Annotated in this window: 11 protein-coding genes; 7 read left to right on the top strand and 4 right to left on the bottom strand. The window is 61.4% G+C overall.

What is annotated here, in order from left to right; all coding sequences use genetic code 11:
- Positions 1–64 precede the first annotated feature (64 nt).
- Together AC1DUY_RS26870 and AC1DUY_RS26865 are read left to right on the top strand one after the other, a co-directional pair.
- Entirely contained in the window at positions 65–1660 is a 1596-nt protein-coding gene (locus AC1DUY_RS26870) for a Do family serine endopeptidase (protein WP_478118279.1), read from the top strand.
- A 279-nt stretch (positions 1661–1939) separates the two neighbouring features.
- On the top strand, positions 1940–2620 hold the full coding sequence (locus AC1DUY_RS26865) for a response regulator transcription factor (protein WP_068730718.1): 681 nt from the start codon (positions 1940–1942) through the stop codon (positions 2618–2620).
- A 94-nt stretch (positions 2621–2714) separates the two neighbouring features.
- On the opposite strand, the gene AC1DUY_RS26860 is transcribed toward AC1DUY_RS26865, so the two are convergent.
- From AC1DUY_RS26860 to AC1DUY_RS26845, 4 genes are all read right to left on the bottom strand, one after another.
- Complete coding sequence (locus AC1DUY_RS26860; protein WP_478118277.1) at positions 2715–4067, bottom strand: hypothetical protein; 1353 nt, start codon at positions 4065–4067, stop codon at positions 2715–2717.
- 313 nt (positions 4068–4380) lie between these two features.
- Complete coding sequence (locus tag AC1DUY_RS26855; protein ID WP_089267099.1) at positions 4381–5037, bottom strand: HD domain-containing protein; 657 nt, start codon at positions 5035–5037, stop codon at positions 4381–4383.
- A 41-nt stretch (positions 5038–5078) separates the two neighbouring features.
- Positions 5079–6053 carry an alpha/beta fold hydrolase gene (locus tag AC1DUY_RS26850; protein ID WP_349633107.1) on the bottom strand — a complete coding sequence of 325 codons (975 nt, stop codon included), beginning with the start codon at positions 6051–6053 and terminating at the stop codon, positions 5079–5081.
- 38 nt (positions 6054–6091) lie between these two features.
- Entirely contained in the window at positions 6092–6832 is a 741-nt protein-coding gene (locus tag AC1DUY_RS26845) for an SDR family oxidoreductase (protein WP_478118274.1), read from the bottom strand.
- Positions 6833–7080: 248 nt separating this feature from the next.
- On the opposite strand from AC1DUY_RS26845, the gene AC1DUY_RS26840 reads away from it, so the two are divergent.
- From AC1DUY_RS26840 to AC1DUY_RS26820, 5 genes are all read left to right on the top strand, one after another.
- Positions 7081–8664: a winged helix-turn-helix domain-containing tetratricopeptide repeat protein gene (locus AC1DUY_RS26840; RefSeq protein ID WP_478118272.1), complete on the top strand. Its 1584-nt coding sequence runs from the start codon at positions 7081–7083 to the stop codon at positions 8662–8664.
- 142 nt (positions 8665–8806) lie between these two features.
- A complete protein-coding gene (locus AC1DUY_RS26835; protein WP_478118270.1) occupies positions 8807–10267 on the top strand; it encodes a sensor histidine kinase in 1461 nt (486 codons plus the stop codon).
- Positions 10264–13227 carry a bifunctional [glutamine synthetase] adenylyltransferase/[glutamine synthetase]-adenylyl-L-tyrosine phosphorylase gene (locus AC1DUY_RS26830; protein ID WP_478118268.1) on the top strand — a complete coding sequence of 988 codons (2964 nt, stop codon included), beginning with the start codon at positions 10264–10266 and terminating at the stop codon, positions 13225–13227. Before AC1DUY_RS26835 ends, AC1DUY_RS26830 begins: the two co-directional genes overlap by 4 nt.
- 249 nt (positions 13228–13476) lie before the next feature.
- Entirely contained in the window at positions 13477–14487 is a 1011-nt protein-coding gene (locus tag AC1DUY_RS26825; protein WP_478118266.1) for a Vgb family protein, read from the top strand.
- Positions 14488–14827: 340 nt separating this feature from the next.
- Entirely contained in the window at positions 14828–17026 is a 2199-nt protein-coding gene (locus tag AC1DUY_RS26820) for a TonB-dependent receptor (RefSeq protein ID WP_478118264.1), read from the top strand.
- Positions 17027–17086: the final 60 nt, after the last annotated feature.

Genomic DNA, 17086 nt, shown 5'->3' with positions numbered 1-17086 from the left:
AACCTCCATCTTCAGATCACACAAGGCGCCTTGCCCCCGCGCCGTTGCTCTGGAGATTTTCTCGATGTCCGACCGCCCCAACGATTTTTCCGAATTGCCGTCCTACAAGGCGTCCCGCCGTTCGCTGTTCTCTGCGCGTAAATTCGCGCTGATGGCGTCGGTTGTTGCGGGCCTTGGTGTTGCCGCTTATGGCCTGTCGCCCTCCAACGGTCCGGTCGACATCTTCACCACCACTGCGCATGCGCAGGTTGACAAGCAGGTCAAGTCGCAGGCCGCGCAGCCGGTCGGCTTCGCCGATATCGTTGAGCGCGTGAAGCCGTCGGTGATCTCGGTCAAGGTCAACATGAAGGAAAAGGTCGCATCGAAGGATGACGACAACAACGGCGACTCGCCGTTCCAGCCGGGCTCCCCGATGGAGCGCTTCTTCAAGCGCTTCGGCCAGGACGGCGTGCCCCCGGGCATGCGCGGTGGTCCGCGCGGCGGCGGCCGTGGCGTCGTGAGCGGTCAGGGCTCGGGCTTCTTCATCTCGGCTGACGGTTTCGCCGTAACCAACAATCACGTGGTCGATGGCGCCGACAAGGTCGAGGTCTCGACCGACGACGGCAAGACCTATTCGGCCAAGGTGATCGGCACCGATCCGCGCACCGATCTGGCGCTGATCAAGGTCGAGGGCCGCACCGATTTCCCGTTCGCCAAGCTTGCTGACGGCAAGCCGCGGATCGGCGACTGGGTGCTGGCAGTCGGCAACCCGTTCGGACTCGGCGGCACCGTGACCGCAGGCATCGTCTCGGCCTCGGGTCGCGACATCGGCAGCGGTCCGTATGACGATTTCATCCAGATCGATGCGCCCGTGAACAAGGGCAATTCGGGTGGTCCGGCTTTCGATACGTCGGGCGAAGTGATGGGCGTCAACACCGCGATCTATTCGCCTTCGGGCGGCAGCGTCGGCATCGCGTTCTCGATCCCGGCCTCGACCGTGAAGACGGTGGTGGCGCAGCTCAAGGACAAGGGTTCGGTCTCGCGTGGCTGGATCGGCGTGCAGATTCAGCCGGTGACCCAGGATATCGCTGACAGTCTCGGCCTGAAGAAGGCGGAAGGTGCGCTGGTCGCCGAGCCGCAGGCCGATGGTCCGGCGGCCAAGGCCGGCATCAAGTCGGGTGACGTCATCACCGCGGTGAATGGCACGCCGGTGAAGGATGCACGCGAACTCGCCCGCACCATTGGCGGCTTCGCGCCGGGCAACACGGTGAAGATCAACGTGCTGCACAAGGGGGAGGACAAGGTTCTGTCCATGACCCTCGGCCAGTTGCCGAACACGGTAGAGGCGAAGGCCGATGTCGATAGCGGTGACAAGGGATCGTCATCGCGCGGCAGCGACGTGCCGCGGCTTGGCCTCACGGTCTCGCCCGCGAGCAGTGTCGCCGGTGCCGGCAAGGACGGCGTGGTCGTGACCGGCGTCGATCCGAAGAGTGCCGCTGCCGAGCGTGGCTTTAAGGAAGGCGACGTCATTCTCGAAGTCGCCGGCAAGAGCGTGACCAATCCCGGCGATGTGCGCGAGGCGATTGTCGCCGCGCACAACGACAACAAGAACAGCGTGCTGATCAGGGTTCGCTCGAACGGCTCCTCGAAGTTCGTGGCCGTTCCCCTCGCGAAGAGCTGATCACCGCACATGAACGGAGAGTGTCGCCGGCATAGTCGCCCCCGCTGACGGCTCTTTCCAGGGGGCGAGCCACAAACTCGCTCCCGCTGCTTCCTTTCGATGGAAAACGCCCCCCTCCGTTGAAAGGCCAATGGGCGGTGAAGTTTCCCCCAGCTTCACCGCCTATTCTTCTTTCTGCCCCGAAGGATAACCGGCGGGCATTCCGCCGCCTTGCATGAAAGCCCGGTGCGCGCCATGGTGACCGAGACTCACAAGATCCACAGCGAATCCGATCCCCAGATGCGTCTGCTCATCATCGAAGACGACCGCGAATCCGCCGACTATCTGGTCAAGGCTTTCCGTGAGGTCGGCCATGTCGCCGATCACGCCAGCGATGGCGAGGAAGGTTTCGCGCTCGCCGATTCCGGCGATTACGACGTGCTGGTGGTCGATCGCATGTTGCCGAAGCGCGATGGACTCTCCGTTATCGGCGGCCTGCGCGACAAGGGTAACCGGACGCCGGCACTGATCCTGTCGGCGCTGGGCCAGGTCGACGACCGCATCAAGGGCCTGCGCGCCGGCGGCGACGATTATCTGCCGAAGCCTTATTCATTCGCTGAGCTGCTCGCGCGCGTCGAAGTGCTGTCGCGCCGCCAGGGTGGTCCCGCCGAAGAAACGACCTATCGCGTCGGTGATCTCGAACTCGACCGGCTGTCCCATGGCGTGACGCGCGGTGGCCAGGAACTGATCCTGCAGCCCCGCGAATTTCGGCTGCTCGAATATCTCATGAAACATGCCGGGCAGGTGGTTACCCGCACGATGCTGCTGGAAAACGTCTGGGACTATCATTTCGATCCGCAGACCAACGTGATCGACGTCCATATCTCGCGCCTGCGCTCGAAGATCGACAAGGGCTTCGAGCGTCCGCTGCTGCACACGATTCGCGGCGCCGGCTATATGGTCCGCGACGGCATGAAGTGAGTCAAATCTAGGTTCAGTCAGAAGATTGACGCTTTACGCGGTCGTTGCCGATCATCATCGCGTGAATCGTCCCGGACTGCGAAAGTGATTGATCTCAATTGACGGGCGGGTGCGCGGGGGCTGCCCCGGCGACTGACCGTTCGGGAACCGACGCGCAACGCGAGCCTTTAATGACCATCAGCGCCGTGCCCACGACGAGACCCGTGAAGAGCAGGTAGGTGAGAGACATGTTCTCCCCTGCATCTGCCAGCAACAGGTAAGCGAACAGTCCTGCAGTCGATGCGGCGTAGCCGAGCCATGCAAGTTTCGGAAAGCGGAAGCCGCTCTCATCGCGCGAGAGGTCGAGCACCAGGTATATGGCCAGCAACGTGTTGCACAGCGCCGCGGGGAGCAGGCCCATCACGATCTCGCGTTCGAATCCCAGATAAGACAGCACGCCGGAGACTTGAGCGATCACCGGAAACGGCAGGTAACGCGCATTGAGACAGGCGAGCCCGATGGACGCGACCTCGAACGCAAAGAAGTAACGATCGTGCATCTTCGGAAGCAGGTAGGGCATGATCATCAGAGATGCGCATGCGACAAGCATAATGAACTCTGGGCCTTCTCGCTTGGACCGCGCGAGCAAGGCTGCCAGAGCCAGCCCGCCGAGCGCCGCCAATGCGAGCCCGATGGCGACACCCATCTGGTAGGGAAGACTCCCTGCGAACACCCAGATATTCGCGGCGTTCATGGTGAGGCGGTGGAACCGCTCAGCCTGCTCCATGTAGATGCTGAACACCGAGGCGATGGGTCTGCCGGCGACAACCACAGGAACGGCGAGGGCTGCATAGACCACGGGAACGGCGGCGAGCCATGCCCAGTGAATCTTGTCACGCAACATCATGCCAAGGACGAACGGCCCCAGGAATACGCCTTGGGCCTTCACCGCGACTGCGACCGCGAATGGCAAAATGCCGTTCCGATGCTGCATGAATGCCGCTATCGAAACGAGCGTGAAGAATGTCCAGATCGAGTCGGCCTGGCCCCACACCGCGCCGTTGAAGATCACTGTCGGCGCAAGCCAGACACAGCAAAAGGCAACGCACGCGCGCGATGGTGCCTTATTCGCCGACCACACGATCAGAGCTACCACAATCGCGCAGCCGAATTCGAATACGAACGAGATCGCCTTCACCAGAGTGAGGGGCTGGCCCAGCCCATTGAATTGCGCCGTGATCAACAACAGGTAACTGTAGAACGGCGTGTAGTTGGTGAAGGCTTCGCCAAGCCCGCCGATACCGCGGTCGCGCGCGAATATGTACCAGGGGATCAGGTATCGAACGGCGTCAGTGGTGGCATGCTCCCGAGCGAGGAAGCGGAGCAGGAAGCCTAAAAGAACGCATCCGATCACGATCAAGGAAACAGAAAGCCGCCGGCTATCCAACCGTCGAGCAAGCATCTGCATCAGCCTCAATTCCTCCCCCAAGCTACTTCATCTACTGCCCGATAGCGGTATTTGGTAGGATTAATCGGCCGAGTTGCCGATGTCGTTCTGGTTGTTGTCGGCCTCCAACCGGATCTGCCAAGATCCATGGAGCTTTATCCTCTTCACCCATAACTAAGGAGATTAGGCAAATTTACCCGTGATTCCCACACTTTCGCGCTTGATCAGGTCGCCGGCGAAACTATGGCAGCTGGCGAGATTGCCTTACGACAATCGTGACATTCTCCCGGAACCTGATTCTAATAAAGATGCAGCGGCGGTCCCGTCGCGCCATCTATGGCTGTTCTTCGTCGAACGGCGCGTTGATCACCAGTTCGACGACGGAGCTTGCCTTGTAGCCCGCCACGAAACGTTCGCCGAAATCGCGAATGAAGTTGTCGTAAGTGGTGCCGGGTTGGGTCCGGGCGATATGGCAGAAGCAGCGAGTCATTTTCTGCTTCATTCCCAAACGTGGAAATTCCGCGACAATTGCCGCCACGTCGCTCGGTGGAATAAGCTCATACTGCAAGCCGACGACATCGAAGCAGATGCCGGCGGTGCAGAGCGCGACTTCCGCTTCCTTGAACAGCCCAATCGACGGTGTGGAATTGAGCGCAACGCTATCCCAGATCAACTGAGCACGGCTTCGGTCGAAGCCATGCTCCCGTGCAAAGAGACGCGCGAGGTCGGCGCCTTCCACTTCGAAGCGACGCGGTCCGGCGAAGCGTTCATTGAGCGTGATGTCATGCAGCAGTGCTGCGACGGCGAGAACCTCGCCGTCGTGCTCGATGTTCTGCAGTTGAGCGAGCCGCACCGCAAACAACCATGACCTGACGACATGGTTGAACAGGTACGGTTCGCAACTGTTCCGGGCGTGGTCGATCGCGCTGGCGATGATGGCCGTATCGGGGACGGTTACTCCCGCCAGTTGCCTGTCATTGATCTGTTGCATGTTCGTCGCCTCGCTCTACCGGACCGTGAAGGTTGCTTGTGCTAGCTCTTCAGGAATTTCAGCAGCTCGGCATTGACCTGATCCGCATGGGTCGCCGTGATGCCGTGCGGTGCGCCGGGATAATAGACATCCTTGGCACCCTTGATCAGCTTGGCTGATTTCACCGCGGAGTCCTTCACGGGCACGATCTGATCGTCCTCGCCATGCAGGACGAGGGTAGGGATGTCGAACTTCTTCAGGTCTTCCGTGAAATCCGTCTCCGAGAACGCCTTCACGCTCTCATAGGCATTCTTCGCGCCGGCCTGCATGCTCCACAGCCAGAACTGATCCAGCGTCCCTTGGGAGACTTTCGCGCCGGGCCGGTTGGCGCCGTAGAAGGCGATCGCCAGATCCTTGTAGTATTGCGACCGATCTCCGGCCACACCGGCTCGGATGCCGTCGAACACCTCGATCGGCAAACCTTCCGGATTGGCTGGTGTCTTCAGCATGATCGGTGGCACCGCAGCGATCAGCACCGCCTTCTTCACGCGCTTGGTGCCGTGGCGGCCGATGTAGCGTGCGACTTCGCCGCCGCCCGTGGAATGGCCGACCAGCGTCGCGTCCTTCAGATCGAGCGTCTCGATGACTGCGGCGAGATCGTCGGCATAGCCGTTCATGTCATTGTTGTTCGAGGCCTGGCTGGAGCGGCCATGACCGCGGCGGTCATGGGCGATGACACGGTAGCCATGCTGGGCGAGAAACAGCATCTGGCCGTCCCACGCGTCCGCGTTGAGCGGCCAGCCATGGGAGAAGGTAACGACCGGGCCCTTGCCCCAGTCCTTGTAATAGATTTCGGTGCCGTCCTTTGTGGTGATAGTGCTCATGGTACGATGTCCTTTGTGAGCGTGAGGTTTGGTTGGCTTGTCGCCGGCCTTGCCCTCGGCGATCGAGGGCAAGCCGGCAGTGATCGCGGTGATGGCGGCAGCTGCGAGCAGATCGCGGCGGGAGGGTGTCGAGCGCGGAACGTCGTCGGTCATGGTTGGTCCTTGGTTGGCGGAGAGGCAGCTTGCGTCGATCAGCCCTTGAGCCAGTCGTCGAGATGGATCGCTCCGATGCGCGCGCCGACATCGGGTGTCAGGGAGCGATCATTGATCGGCGTGCCGAAATAACCCACGTGGATATCGGCGATGACCTGGCGTGGGTCCTGCTTTGCCGTCAGATATTTGCGCCCGAGTGCGTCGAGCGGGAGCGGTTCGGGCCCGGCCACCTCGACGACGCCGTTCACCGGGGTGCCCAGGGCCAGGTCCACCATGGCGGCTGCCACGTCCGCAGATGCGATGGGCTGGATCAGGGCCGGCGCCAGGCGAATCACGTCGCCGTCCACGCCGCCTTGCACGATGGCGGGGATGAATTCGAAGAACTGCGTCGCCCGCAGGATCGTGTAGGGCATTCCAGACGCCTTGATGAGATCCTCCTGGGCCAGCTTGGCACGGAAATAGCCGCTGGCTTGAAGGCGCTCGGTCCCGACCACAGACAGGGCCAGATGATGCTGGACGTCTGCGGCCTTTTCCGCCGCGAGCAGGTTGCGGCTGGATGTCTGGAAGAATTCCATCACTGGTCCATCCTCGAATGATGGCGAATTCGCCACGTCGATGACGACGTTTGTCCCGGCCATGGCCTCGGCCAGTCCTTCCCGCGTCAGGGTGTTGACGCCCGTCGACGGCGAGGCGGCGACGACCTTGTGGCCCAGCTTCCTCAAGCCGCTCACGACCTGCGTACCGATGAGGCCGCTACCTCCGATGACGACGATTTTCATGATATTTTCTCCCTTTCACACGGTGACGATCGTGTAGGCGGACCATGCGCCGCGGTGCACAGGAAGACTTTGCCGCAATCTTCGTTTTCTCTTGAGTTTCGCTTGGATGTTCGTTCAGAAAGGGCCGGCTGGCACGTCACCGCCGATGGCGCGCGACAGGCCAGTTGTGGGGTCGGTTCTGTTGCCTCCTGAAGGTCTTGACGGTTCATTGCCGCCGGCCGAAAACGCAGGCAGTCATGGAGCGCCGAGTGCCGTATCTGTTCGCAGGCTATGTCCTCGATCCCGACCGCAGAGAATTGTCGCATGGCAGCGACAAGGTGGCGATCACGCCGCAGGCTTTCGACCTGCTGCTGCATCTGGTGAAGAACCGCGACCACGTCGTCAGCAAGGATGCCCTTCTCGATGCCGTGTGGGCGGGACGGATCGTGTCCGAATCGACGCTGGCCAGTCACATCAATGCGGTACGCAAGGCGCTGGGCGATAGCGGCGACGAACAGCGGCTGCTGAAGACGGTGGCGCGCAAGGGCTTTCGTTTCGTCGGCGATGTGACCGAGACGGCAATGGCGGCGCAGTCTGACGCGGCGGTTGCCGATCACGCCACATCGACGGCGAATCCGAACGCCGCGCTGACGTTGCCCGATCGGCCGTCGATCGCAGTATTGCCGTTCCTCAATCTGAGCGGCGATCCGCAGCAGGACTATTTCGTCGATGGCATGGTCGAGGACATCATCCTCGCACTGTCGCGGCTTCGCTGGCTGTTCGTCATCGCCCGCAATTCCAGTTTCACGTTTAAAGGCCGTGCCGTGGACGTCCGCGAGGTCGGGCGCGAACTTGGCGTGCGCTATGTACTGGAAGGCAGCGTGCGCCGTGTGGCGAACCGCGTGCGCATCACCGGACAGCTCGTCGATACCACCACGGGCATGCATCTGTGGGGCGAGCGCTTCGAGAGCGTCGTCGATGACATCTTCGATCTGCAGGACCAGGTCACGGAAAGCGTCGTGGGCGCTATCGCGCCGCAGCTTGAATTTKCGGAGATCGAACGCGCCAAGCGGAAGCCGACCGAAAGCCTCGACGCCTATGATTACTACCTGCGCGGACTGGCGAATTTTCATGTGTCGACGCGCGATGGGATCGATGCGGCATTGGCGAATTTCTACAAAGCCATCGAGCTCGATCCCGACTTCGCTGCGGCCTATGGGATGGCTGCGGGATGCTTCTACTGGCGCAAGATGAATCGCTGGCTTTCCGATCGTGTGGCTGACGGGCGTGAAGCGGCGCGGCTTGCCGAACGCGCCGTCACCCTCGGAAAGAACGATGCGGTGGCGCTGACACGCGGCGGCCATGCCTGGCCGCATTTCGGCGGCGACCTGCATGCCTGCGTCGCCTATGTCGATCGTGCGCTGGTGCTCAATCCCAATCTCTCGACGATCTGGTATCTCGGGGGCTATCAGCGCGTCTCGCTCGGCGAGCACGACGAGGCCATCACCTATTTTTCACGCGCCATGCGGCTCAGTCCGCTCGATCCCGAGACATTCCAGATGCATACGGGAATCGCGATGTCGCATCTCTATTCGCGACGCTTTGATACCGCGCTCGATTGCTTGCGGGAGGCGTCGCGCGAGGTGCCAAACATTCTTCGGGTCGCCGCATTCCAGGCCGCTGCGCATGCCCTGGGTGGGCGAATGGAAGAGGCGCGTGAGGCGATGGGCCATGTGCGCCGGCTCGATCCCACATTGCGGCTCAGCAATATTGACGACTGGCTGCTGGTGCGGCGACCGCAGGACTTCGCACTTGCATCGGAAGGCCTGCGCAAAGCCGGCCTTCCGGAATGAGCCTGCCTGAAAGATAAAATTCCCACAGCGGGGCGACATTACCAACATCTCATACTCCCGCCCTGTTTGTTGCAGCTTGCGCCTGCTAGAACAGGGGATGAAGTCCAGAACCTTCCATTTCCGCACGTCCCGAGCGTGACCCGTGACGGCTATCGGTAAACTGTTTCGCACGACGGCCTTCCGGTTGACGTTGGCCTATCTGCTGCTGTTCGCGCTGTTTGCAGCATCGCTGCTCGGCTATTTCGCCTGGAATACACACCGGCTGATCAACGATCAGATCACGACCACGGTCGATGACGAAATGACCGAGCTGAGCGATCTGTTCGGGCGGCGCGGCTTGCGGGGAATCGTGGGCGCCATCGAGAACCGGGCGCTGCGTCCTGGCGCCAACCTCTATCTGATCACGACACCGGCGGGTCAATCCATCGCCGGCAACGTGTCCTCACTGGCGCCTGGCGTGATGGCGACCACGGGCTGGTCCGAGACCGCCTATCGCCGGCTCGACGATCCCGACTCGTCCAACCATCGCGCACTGGTGAAGGTGACGCAATTGAGCAGCGGCTTCCGGCTGCTGATCGGCCATGATCTCGAAGAACGCCGGCGCCTGTTCGACATCGTCGGCGATGCCGCAAAGTGGTCGGTGTTGATCGTCGTTGTCCTTGGACTCGGCGGCGGCATCTTCGTCGCCAGCCGCGTGCTGCGGCGGATCGACGCCATGACCGGCACCACCCAGCGCATCATGGCGGGTGATCTCTCCGGCCGTCTGCCGGTCGGACGCAGCGGCGACGAACTCGACCGTCTCGCGGAAAATCTCAATGCCATGCTGGAGCGCATTGAAGCGCTGATGACAGGGCTGAAGGAAGTCTCGGACAATATAGCCCATGACCTCAAGACGCCGCTCACGCGGCTGCGCAATCGGGCGGAGGAGGCGCTGGCGCGATCCAGCCACGAGGCCGAATATCGTGCGGCGCTGGAACGCACCATCGAGGAATCCGATGGCTTGATCCGGACCTTCAATGCGCTGCTGATGATCGCACGTGCGGAATCAGGACAGGCGCGGGGCAATATGGACAATTTCGACGCTGCTGAAGTGGCCGAGGGCATCCACGAGCTCTATGAACCGCTTGCCGAAGACAGCGATCTTACGCTGACCGTCAAGACCGCGGCTGCGCCGCTGCGCGGCAATCGCGAACTGATCAGCCAGGCGCTCGCCAATCTCGTCGAAAACGCCATCAAATATGGCAAACCTGCGATCACGGACGAGAATGCCGATAGCGCGGGCGCCGCGGCTGCCAAGGACATCGTGATCGAGGCGCGGCGCGAGGGCGATCGGGTGCTGCTTAGCGTGTCCGATCATGGTCCAGGCATTCCCGAAGCCGATCGGAAACATGCGGTGGAGCGCTTCGTGCGGCTGGAAGCGAGCCGCACATTGCCCGGTTCCGGACTCGGTCTCAGTCTTGCATCTGCCGTGGCCACGCTGCACGGCGGTGAATTGCAGCTGGGCGACAATCATCCAGGGTTGCGGGTCACGCTGGCGCTGCCGGCAGTGGCAGCCGAAGGCCTTGCGGGTCAAACGGGGAATGTGCCACAGAAGTCGGCATGACCTCAGCCGCAACAGGCGAGGGCCAGCTCCCGCTGGCCGCGCAATTCGTCAGCGGACCGCAGCTGTTCGCCCCCGCCGATGCCGAGCAGCGCTTCGGCGAATGGCTCGCCGATAACGCGCCGGACGATGCCGGCGCGTTTCGTGCGATCACCGACCAATATCCGCATGCCAGGGCGATCCTGCTCGGCATTGCCGAGGCCTCGCCCTATCTGTTCGATCTGATCCGCGCCGATGCCGGGCGCGCATTGCGGCTGCTGCATTGCGATCCCGATCGCCATCTCACCACTCTGATCGCCGAGACCTCGGCGAATGTCGCTGCCGCTGGCGGCGATCCCGATGTCATGCATCTGCTGCGACGCATGAAATCCGAAGCGGCCTTGTTGATTGCGCTGTGTGATATCGGTGGCGTCTGGCCGGTGATGCGCGTCACGCGGGCGCTGACCGATCTCGCTGTGTCCTCCGTCCAGACGACGGTGCGTTATCTGCTGCGCCAGGACATGGCACGCAAGCGCATCCTGCCGCCGGATCCCGATCATCCGGAGCAGGGCAGCGGCCTGATCGTGCTGGCGATGGGCAAGATGGGCGCCGGCGAGCTGAACTATTCCAGCGACATCGACCTGATCGTTTTCTTCGATCTCGAGGCGCATACGCTGGCCGAGGATATCGAGCCGAATTCATTCTTTGTGCGCATCGCGCAGGGCGTGTCGCGGCTGCTGCAGCAGCGCACTGGCGACGGCTATGTGTTCCGCGTCGATCTGCGGCTGCGACCCGATCCGGCCTCGACGCCGGTAGCCGTCTCGACGGCATCGGCACTGCATTATTATGAGCGCGAGGGGCGCACATGGGAACGCGCGGCAATGATCAAGGCGTTTCCTTGCGCCGGTGACTTCAAGGCCGGTGAGGCCCTGCTGGCCGAGATCGCGCCTTTCGTCTGGCGCAAGCATCTGGATTTCGCCGCGCTGGCCGATGTCCATGACATGAAACGGCAGATGCAGACGTTTCGCGGGCAGAATGAAATCTCCGTCGAGGGCCACAATGTCAAGGTCGGGCGCGGCGGCATCCGTGAGATCGAGTTCTTCGCCCAGACCCAGCAGTTGATTGCCGGCGGGCGCCATCCCGAATTGCGCGTGCGGCCGACGCTGGAGGCGCTGAATATTCTCGCTGCCAGCAACTGGATCACCTTTGAAGCGCGCGATGAACTGACGCTCGCCTATGAATTCCTGCGCCGTGTCGAACATCGGCTGCAGATGGTGGCCGACGAACAGACTCACTCGCTGCCCGATGACGTCGGCGCCATGGAACGCTTTGCGCGCTTCTTCGGCTATGACAGTCGTGAAGCCTTTGCCAGTGATTTGCTCGGGCATCTCAATTGCGTGCAGGGGCATTATGGCCGCCTGTTCGAAGGCGACCCCACCGATAACGTCCATCTGCCGGCTGTCGACTACAAAGCAGGCGCAACGGACCAGCGGCTGCTCGAACATTTCACCAAGCTCGGTTTCCGCAAGCCCGCGATGGTGGCGGAGACGGTGCAGCACTGGATGACAGATGACTATCGCGCGCTCAAATATGAGGGCACGCGGCAGGCGTTCATGGAATTCGTGCCTTCGCTGATCGTCGGGCTGGCCGATGCCGAAGAGCCGGATCTTGCGGTCGTCGCGTTCGACCGCTTTCTGCAGGCATTGCAACGCGGCGGCAGGCTGATCTCGCTACTCAGCCAGAACCGCGATCTCGTCGCGCTGGTGGCGCTTGTACTTGGCGCGGCGCCGCGTCTGGGTGACATGCTGGCACGGCAGCCGCAGATCATGGACGGCCTCATCGATCCGCGCTTCTTCGGCGCCATGCCGGACCAGCGCGAACTGTCCGGGCGCCTTGCGGCGACGCTCGAAGACGCCAATTCCTATGAAGAGTTTCTGGATCGTCTCAGGCTGTTCGGGCAGGAAAGCCTGTTCCTGATCGGCACGCGCATTCTCTCGGGCACGGTGTCGGCGCAGCAGGCCGGGATCGCATTCGCCGACGTCGCCGAAGGCATCGCGCATACGCTGCACGGGCTGGTGCTCGATCAGTTCGTTGCCCAGCACGGCCGCATCAAGGATCAGCAGACCGCAATCGTCGCGATGGGGAAGCTCGGCAGCCGCGAGATGACGGCGGCGTCGGATCTCGATCTGATTTTGATTTACGACTTCGATCACGATGCGCCGGACTCAGATGGACCGCGCCCGCTGCACGGTGCGCAATATTTCGCGCGGCTGACGCAGCGCCTGATCAGCGCCTTCACCACGCGCACCAATTATGGCGTGCTCTACGAGGTCGATATGCGGCTTCGCCCGTCGGGCCGCGCAGGACCGCTGGCGTCGCGCATCGACTCCTTCGCTGAATATCAAGAGACCGAGGCCTGGACCTGGGAGCACATGGCACTGACGCGCGCGCGGGTGATTTCGGCGACGCCCGCGTTCCGCGAGAAGATCGAACGGGTCATCCGCGACGTGCTGACGCGTCCGCGTGAAATCACGATCATCGCCAACGATGTTGCCGAGATGCGTCAGGCCATCGCCGAGGAAAAGGGCGAAGACGATATCTGGGACCTGAAACATGCCGCGGGCGGCATGGTCGATATCGAATTCATCGCGCAATATTTGCAACTGGTGCATGCGGCAGAGAAGCCCGAGATCCTCAGCATCAGCACGCAACAGGTGCTGGAGAATGCGGCGCGGCTGGGCATTCTGCCGCCAGCTGCCGCCGATGTGCTGCGTCCGGCAGTGCGGCTCTATCACGACCTCACGCAGGTACTGCGGCTATGCGTGAGCGACAAGTTCAAGCCGGAAACCGCAGGCACGGATCTGTTGCGCATACTCGCACGCGTGAGCAACGAGCCCGACTTCTCCTCGCTGCAAGCGCGGGTGCGCGATATGCAAGCCGACGTACGGCAGGTGTTCCGCGCTGTTGTCGAAGGTCAGACATAGACCTATCTGCCGCGCCGTGCGGCGGGCATGCGAGTTGTGTATGACCGGCTGCGTATGATCTCGCGTGAACGGCTGGATAGATTCTAAACCCGCCGCATTGTGACCGCACCCTGACCTCCTGTAGGTCCGCATCTCGTTTGCCGATGACATGAGGCTTGAGATGTTGCAGCTGCCTGCGCCCGAATGTCGCAGCATCGGCGATGTCGTCATGCATCAGCACTGAAATGAAACCGCCGATATGGAGTCGACATGCAGGTTCTAGGCTTCCGCGCCGCCACCGTTGCTCTTGCCTTGATCGCTGCATTTGCTCCGAACGGGACCAAGGCGGATGAAATCTCCCTGATTGAGAAGTCACTTCCCGGAGAGGGGCAGCGCCCGCAGGCGATCGTCGTCGGGCCGGATGGAAATTTGTGGGTGACGGAAGTCATCAAGCACCAGATTTTTCGGGTCACGCCAAACGGTGAGATGAGTTCCTTTCGCGTTCCGGGCGATCAGGTCGGAGTTATTCAGGGGATCACGTCTGGCCCTGACGGCAATCTTTGGTTCACGTCACGCGAAGAGAACGCCATTCGCCGAATTTCAACCAAAGGGGAATTCAACGGAACATTTGCGATCCCCTCACAGGCCACGACACCCACGAAATTCAACACGGGATCATGGCCGCGCGGCATTACGGTCGGTCCGGACGGCCAGATCTGGTTTGCGGAAATGGCGGCGAACAAAATCGGCCGCGTGACGCTGACCGGTGAGTTTTCGGAGTTCGCAATCCCGACGGAAAATGCCGAAGCCTATGGTGTGGTGACAGGCCCCGATCAGAATTTGTGGTTCACGGAAAGCGGTGCCGGAAAGATCGGACGACTCGACGTCAAGACAGGAAAGATCACGGAATTTCCGCTCGGCAATCCGAAGTCACGCCCGCGCGACATTACGGTCGGGCCGGATGGTCATCTCTGGTTTTCGATGAACGGCTCCGATCACATCGGCAGAATTTCCATAGCTGGCGAGATCAAGGAGTTTCCATTGCCAGCAGAGACGCGCCCCATTGGTATCGCCGCGGGAACCGATGGCAACGTCTGGTTCACCGCTTTCAAGTCTCACAAGATCGGCCGCATCACGCCGGCAGGTGAAGTTGCGTTCTTCGATCTCAAGACGGAGAACGCGCAGCCCTTCGGCATGACGAAGGGGCCGAATGGCGTGGTCTGGTTCACATCCCAGGCCAATCAGGTCGGGCACGTTCACGTCACGTCAAAGCGCCAGTGATGATCGTGATTGCGCGCCGCGAGAGCGTGGGAGTGCGTTGCTATCCAATCTGATAATCTGCAAGGTTTCAGAGTAAAATAAAGTCCTGCAGAATTCATCGTCTGTGTCAAATTGCATGCGCACGGTAGCGAGTTGCATGCGGCGTTCTGCGTATGAAGCGGCGTGAAGCATTAGATAGAATCTAGACGCGCCGCATTGTGACCGCACCATGTCATCCTGTAGGCCCCATTGAGTTAGTCGACAGAAGTCGACGAAGTTTTTTGGGGCGACTATTCAAATGATGCGCAGGACTACACTTCACAAGAAAACCCTTTTGGCTGCTGTGAGCGCATTCGCGTTATTGCTTGATGCTGACGCAACGGTTGTTGCGCAGACCTCGCAAGCGCTGCCCGCCGTTGAAGTGCATGCGCCGACGCCGCGTGCGGTCCGTCGTGTCGCGCCGCGCCGAAATGCCGCAGTCACGCCGCGTGCGACGCCGCGGCCGGTGGAGCGTCGCACACCGACGACGCCCCCGACTGGCATGATCGGCTCGCTGCCGGCGGCTTATGCCGGCGGGCAGGTCGCATCCGGCAGCCAGGTTGGTTTGCTCGGTAATCGCGGCGTAATGGATACGCCGTTCAACCAGACGAGCTACACGGCGCAGACGATTCAGGATCAGCAGGCGCGTAAGCTCGACGACGTGTTCGCGAACGATCCGTCGGTGCGTGTCACCGTGCCGCGTCTCAGCGGCTTCGACCAATTGAACATTCGCGGCTTCAGCGTGTCCAGCACGGCTTACGGGCTGAACGGGCTATACGGAATCGCGTCGGCGTTCTCGCTCTCGTCGCTGTCAGCCATCGAACGCGTGGAAGTTCTGAAGGGGCCGTCAGCCCTGCTCAATGGCATGCCGCCCGGCGGTGGCGGCGTCGGCGGCAGCGTCAATCTGGTGACCAAGCGGGCGGGGGACGTGCCGCTTGCGCAGATCACGAGCACCTATTCATCGCGGTCGCAATTCGGCACGCAACTGGATGTTGGCCAGAGATTTGGCGAGTTCAAGGAGTTCGGCGTTCGCTTCAATGGCAGCTACAAGGACGGTGCCACGGAACTTGCCAATCAGAGCCAGGAAGTCGGCAATGCGTTTGTCGGGCTGGACTATCGCGGCGAGCGCGTGCGCCTCTCAGCCGATTTCGGCTACGAGAATAACAATGCCACCGCGATGACGCGCTTCGTAGACCTCGGTAACCTCACGGCACTTCCAGCAGCGCCGGACGCTCGCGCGAACTACATGCCGAACTGGGGCTTCTGGAATTCGGAGTCGCGTTACGCACTCGTTCAGGGTGAAGTGGATATCACCGAGAATCTCACGGCCTATGCCCAGGCAGGTATCGGCACGAGCAATACGCGGTATCTTTACTCCGATATCCGGATGGACAATCTGAACGGCAACTTCAACGGGACGCCGAGGCGTAACAACCAGAAGCACGAGCGGACGGCGGCCCAGGCAGGCTTCCGCGCGAATGTCGACACCGGGCCGATCAACCACTCCATCAATTTCAACGTAGCGACAGCGGAAGCCGAGACGGGTATTCTCAATGTCTCGGGAGCGCTGTTCAGGTCGAACCTGTACAATCCGCGTCAAAGTCCCTTCCCGAACGTGGACGTCGGCGCGCCTCGCAAAACTTCCGGCACGGACCAGTCCAGTTTCGGTGTTGCCGATACCATGTCGATCTGGAACAACCGGATCCAGCTCACCGTCGGTGTCCGGCACCAATATGTGGAGTCGGAATCGTTCGCCATGGGCACGGGAACGAGGACCGGCGGTTACGATGCATCGGCGACGACACCAGCCTATGCGCTCGTCATCAAGCCGCTGGAGAACGTCTCGGTTTATGCCAACTATATCGAGGCGCTGGAAACAGGCTCGATTGTCGGCGAGAGTTTTGCGAATGCCGGACAGGTGCTGCCGCCATACCGGTCGACGCAGCATGAGATGGGCGTCAAGATCGACTGGRGAAGGATCACGACCACGGTGAGCGCCTTCGACATCATGCGCCCATTCCAGATTGTTGATCGTCCGACCAATACGGTATCGCAGGGAGGCGAAAGCCGGAACCGCGGCGTTGAAATCAATGCGTTTGGCGAGGTGATCGAGGGACTGCGCCTGCTCGGTGGTGTCATGTTCCTCGATGCACGACAGGAGAAGACGGAGAGAGGGACATATGATGGTTTGCGTACCTTCAACGTTCCTGACACGCAGTTTAATCTTGGTGGCGAATGGGACGTACCATTCCTGCGCGGGCTGACGGTGACCGGCCGCGCGATCCATACGGGCGGATATTTTTCGGACCAAGCGAACAAGGTCTCTGGCGCGAGCTGGACACGCTATGACGCGGGGGCTCGCTATACGTTCGCTTCACCGTGGAACAGCAAGCCCGTTGTGATCAGGTTCTCGGTCGAGAATCTGCTCGACAGCAACTACTGGCAGGCGGCGACCAATGATGGATACGTGATCCTCGGTGCGCCGCGCACCTATCTCGTCTCAACGACGTTCAACTTCTAGCCTTGGCTTAGTGCGTCCCGGACGCGGTGCACTTTGATGACACGCACCGCGCCCGGGACT

Source organism: Tardiphaga sp. P4_G1 (assembly GCF_056401215.1).
Note: the sequence above shows the minus strand (reverse complement) of the source record. Positions and strands in the feature narration are given on the sequence as shown.

Coding starts and splice junctions, on each gene's coding strand:
- AC1DUY_RS26855 (WP_089267099.1), bottom strand. CDS start 5,037: ATGCAACAGATCAATGACAGGCAACTGGCGGGAGTAACCGTCCCCGAT.
- AC1DUY_RS26865 (WP_068730718.1), top strand. CDS start 1,940: ATGCGTCTGCTCATCATCGAAGACGACCGCGAATCCGCCGACTATCTG.
- AC1DUY_RS26850 (WP_349633107.1), bottom strand. CDS start 6,053: ATGACCGACGACGTTCCGCGCTCGACACCCTCCCGCCGCGATCTGCTC.
- AC1DUY_RS26870 (WP_478118279.1), top strand. CDS start 65: ATGTCCGACCGCCCCAACGATTTTTCCGAATTGCCGTCCTACAAGGCG.
- AC1DUY_RS26830 (WP_478118268.1), top strand. CDS start 10,264: ATGACCTCAGCCGCAACAGGCGAGGGCCAGCTCCCGCTGGCCGCGCAA.
- AC1DUY_RS26860 (WP_478118277.1), bottom strand. CDS start 4,067: ATGCAGATGCTTGCTCGACGGTTGGATAGCCGGCGGCTTTCTGTTTCC.
- AC1DUY_RS26825 (WP_478118266.1), top strand. CDS start 13,477: ATGCAGGTTCTAGGCTTCCGCGCCGCCACCGTTGCTCTTGCCTTGATC.
- AC1DUY_RS26845 (WP_478118274.1), bottom strand. CDS start 6,832: ATGAAAATCGTCGTCATCGGAGGTAGCGGCCTCATCGGTACGCAGGTC.